We start from the raw sequence: 3,116 nt of genomic DNA on the forward strand, positions 1-3,116 counted from the left end.
CGGGGCCCTCACCGGTCGCGCCGCGTCTGCAGCCGCCGCAGCGGGCGGACCCGTCACCGGGGACACCGCGGGTGGGCCCGCTTCGACCGTGTTCCGGCACGGCGTCGCGTCCGGCGACCCGATGGCGGACCGCGTCATCCTGTGGACGCGCGTCACGCCGACAGAGCAGGCGGCCCCGGGGTCCGGGATCGGAGACCTCGTCGTCGTCGACTGGGAGGTCTCGACCGACCCGGGCTTCGCCACCATCGTCCGATCGGGCACGGTCACCACCGACGCCGGCCGCGACCACACCGTCAAGCTCGACTGCGCAGGCCTCGCGCCGGACCGGTGGTACCACTTCCGGTTCCACGCGCTCGGCCAGACCTCACGCACCGGCCGCACGCGCACCGCCCCCGCCGACGGTGCGATGCCCGCCACCGGCCGCTGGCGCGTCGGCGTGGTCTCGTGCTCCAACTGGGAGGCCGGGTTCTTCGCCGGCTACCGCCACCTCGAGGCGCGTGGCGACCTGGACGCGATCATCGAACTCGGCGACTACATCTACGAGTACGGCCGCGGCGAGTACACGGCCGCCGCCGGCGCCGTCCGCCCGCACGATCCGCCGCACGAGATCGTCACCCTGGCCGACTACCGGATCCGTCTGGCGCAGTACCGCACCGACCCCGACCTGCAGTCCCTGCACGCGCACGTGCCGTGGATCTGCACGTGGGACGACCACGAGCTCGCCAACAACTCGTGGGAGCACGGCGCCGAGAACCATCAGCCGCACGAGGGTCCGTTCGCCGACCGCAAGGCCGCGTCCGCGCAGGCCTACTTCGAGTGGATGCCGGTGCGGCCTGAGTCGTTGCGCGACGGCGGTCACCTCTACCGGCGCCTCCGGTGGGGGTCGCTGGCCGAGCTGAGCATGCTCGACCTGCGCTCGTACCGCTCGGAGGATCCGGGCCGCTTCAACGGGCGCGCGACCGATCAGACGGGCACCATGACCGGCGCCGAGCAGTTCGACTGGCTGGCCCGTGGGCTGGCGTCGTCGACGGCCCGCTGGAACGTCATCGGCAACTCGGTCATGGTCACCCCTGTGCTGATCCCGCCTCTGGACGCCCGCACGACCGGGGCGCTCACCGAACTGCTCGGCATCCCGCGCGAGGGCATCACCTATAACTCCGACCAGTGGGACGGCTACGCCGGAGAGCGCCGTCGCCTGTTCGAGGTGATCCGCGCGACGGGCAACCGCAACCACGTCTTCCTCACCGGCGACATCCACACGTCGTGGGCCAACGAGGTGCCGCTCGACGCCGCCGACTACCCCGGTGCGGGCACGGGAGCGGTCGAGTTCGTCACCCCGTCCATCACGAGCAACAACATCAACGACATGGTGGGGCTGCCGGAGGGCAATCCCCTCTCCCAGGCCGCGCAGGGCGCGCTGACCGGTGTGAACCGCCACGTGCGGTGGGCCGATCTCGACCGCCACGGCTTCACGGTGGTCGAGTTCACGAGCGGCTACGCGCACGCCGACTTCTGGGCGCTCGTCGCGCGCGAGGACCCGGCGAGCGGCGCGTATCCCATGGCCAGTTGGCGTTCGCCGCACGGCTCGGACCGTCTGGAGCCGGCGGGTCCGCTGCCCTGAGCGTCGGCGGGCGCCCGGGGCCCCTGTCCCTCCCCTGAATTTCAGGTCGGTCGGCTACCGTGGCGGGTCGACGCGGCCCGTCCGGGGCCGCGACGGGTGTCTTTGGAGTAGCGGATGACGACGACGAGCCAGCAGCCCCCCGCCGGAGATCCGGGTCCCGGGGGGCAGCCGGGCGGTGGCCCGGGGGGTGGGGCACGTCCGTCGGATGACGGGCGGGGCGGTCGCCCGGGTCGGGGTGGTGTGCTCGCGACGGTGGCCGTGGTGGCGCTGGTCGTGGTCGCCGCGGTCGCGTGGGTGTTCCTGGCCGGGCCGTTGTCGTCGTCGGGGCGGGCCGAGCGGGCTGTGGCCGAGACGCTGGAGCAGATGAGCTCGGCGGAATCGTTCGACGAGTTCAACAGTCATATGTGTGCGGAGAACCGGGTCCCGCAGGAGCTGGTGGACACGATCACCGCGTCGAGCGAGGCGACGGGGCCGGATCTCGATTCGATGTTCCGCGAGTCGATCGCGGGCTCGTTCCCGGAGGACCTCGAGGTGACCGGGGTCGAGATCGCGGACGGCGGCGCGGAAGCGATGGCGACGGTCGAATCCGAGTCGGACGGGTCCGGTCCGGAGCAGGTGCGGATGCGCGACGAGGACGGCGCCTGGAAGCTGTGCCAGCCCGGGGTCGGAATGGGCTCGGTGCCCGAGGGCCAGCAGCCGGGCTGATCGGCTCCGCCCGGTCACGCCGGCCGCCCTGGGCGTTCTGGGCGCTCCGGCGACGTCGGCTGCTCCGGCCTGTCGCCGCGGGAGGTGGCGCGCAGGGCGCGTTCGGCGCCGGGTGGGTTGGTGAGGTGGCCGTCGTCGGCGATGAGTCGGTCGAGGTGTTGGTGCCAGCGGTGGTCGAGGATGCGGTCGCGGGCGTGGGCCAGGGGGCCGTGGGGTCTGGTGTGGTGTTCGTGTCCGGTCTCGGTGATGATGGTCAGCTCACCGAGTGGTCCGGGCCGGTAGGCGCAGTGGCCGAAGGTTTTCTCCCGGTGGTGCTTGCGGCACAGGCACACCAGGTTCCACTCGGCGGTGGGCCCGCCGAGCTCGGGGCGCTGGTGGTCGAAGGCGATGACGTGGTCGATCTCGCAGTCGTGGGCGTCGACGGTGCACCCCGGGTGGCGGCAGGTGCCGTCGCGCAGGCGGATGCGTTCGGCCAGGGCGGGGCTGATGCGGTACTTCAGTGCCGCCTCGGGGGTGTCCTCGGTGCCCGGTTGCGGGTCCAGCAGTTCGAACCGGATCGTGGCGTCGCCGCCGGAGAGCAGTTCCTCGCACAGCCAGTCGAAGCTGGCGTAGGCGCCGGTGACGAACTCGACGCGGTTGGGCATGCCCCGGGTGATGCTGTTGATCACGGAGATGCGGATCGGTTGGTCGGTGCCCCACGAAGCCCCAGGCCGCGCACGACCCGCGCCAGCGCCAGCGTCGGCGGCGGCGGCGGCGGCGTCGGCGTCGATGCGGCGGCGTAGTTTCTCGG

At 72.5% G+C, this 3,116-nt stretch carries 3 protein-coding genes; 2 read left to right on the forward strand and 1 reads right to left on the reverse strand.

Features of this window, described 5'->3' with window-relative positions; genetic code table 11:
* Nucleotides 1-1,621: alkaline phosphatase D family protein (locus HMPREF3086_RS04840; protein WP_141763999.1), on the forward strand; the 1,621-nt coding region annotated here is incomplete at its 5' end.
* Between the two features lie 240 nt (nt 1,622-1,861).
* Entirely contained in the window at nt 1,862-2,326 is a 465-nt protein-coding gene (locus tag HMPREF3086_RS04845) for an Rv0361 family membrane protein (protein ID WP_083324309.1), read from the forward strand.
* A 14-nt stretch (nt 2,327-2,340) separates the two neighbouring features.
* Here HMPREF3086_RS04845 and HMPREF3086_RS19520 read toward each other — a convergent pair.
* On the reverse strand, nt 2,341-3,116 hold a 776-nt coding region (locus HMPREF3086_RS19520), incomplete at its 5' end, for an HNH endonuclease signature motif containing protein (protein ID WP_246830908.1).

The organism is Dietzia sp. HMSC21D01, from assembly GCF_001815995.1.
Taxonomy (GTDB): Bacteria; Actinomycetota; Actinomycetes; order Mycobacteriales; family Mycobacteriaceae; genus Dietzia; species Dietzia cinnamea.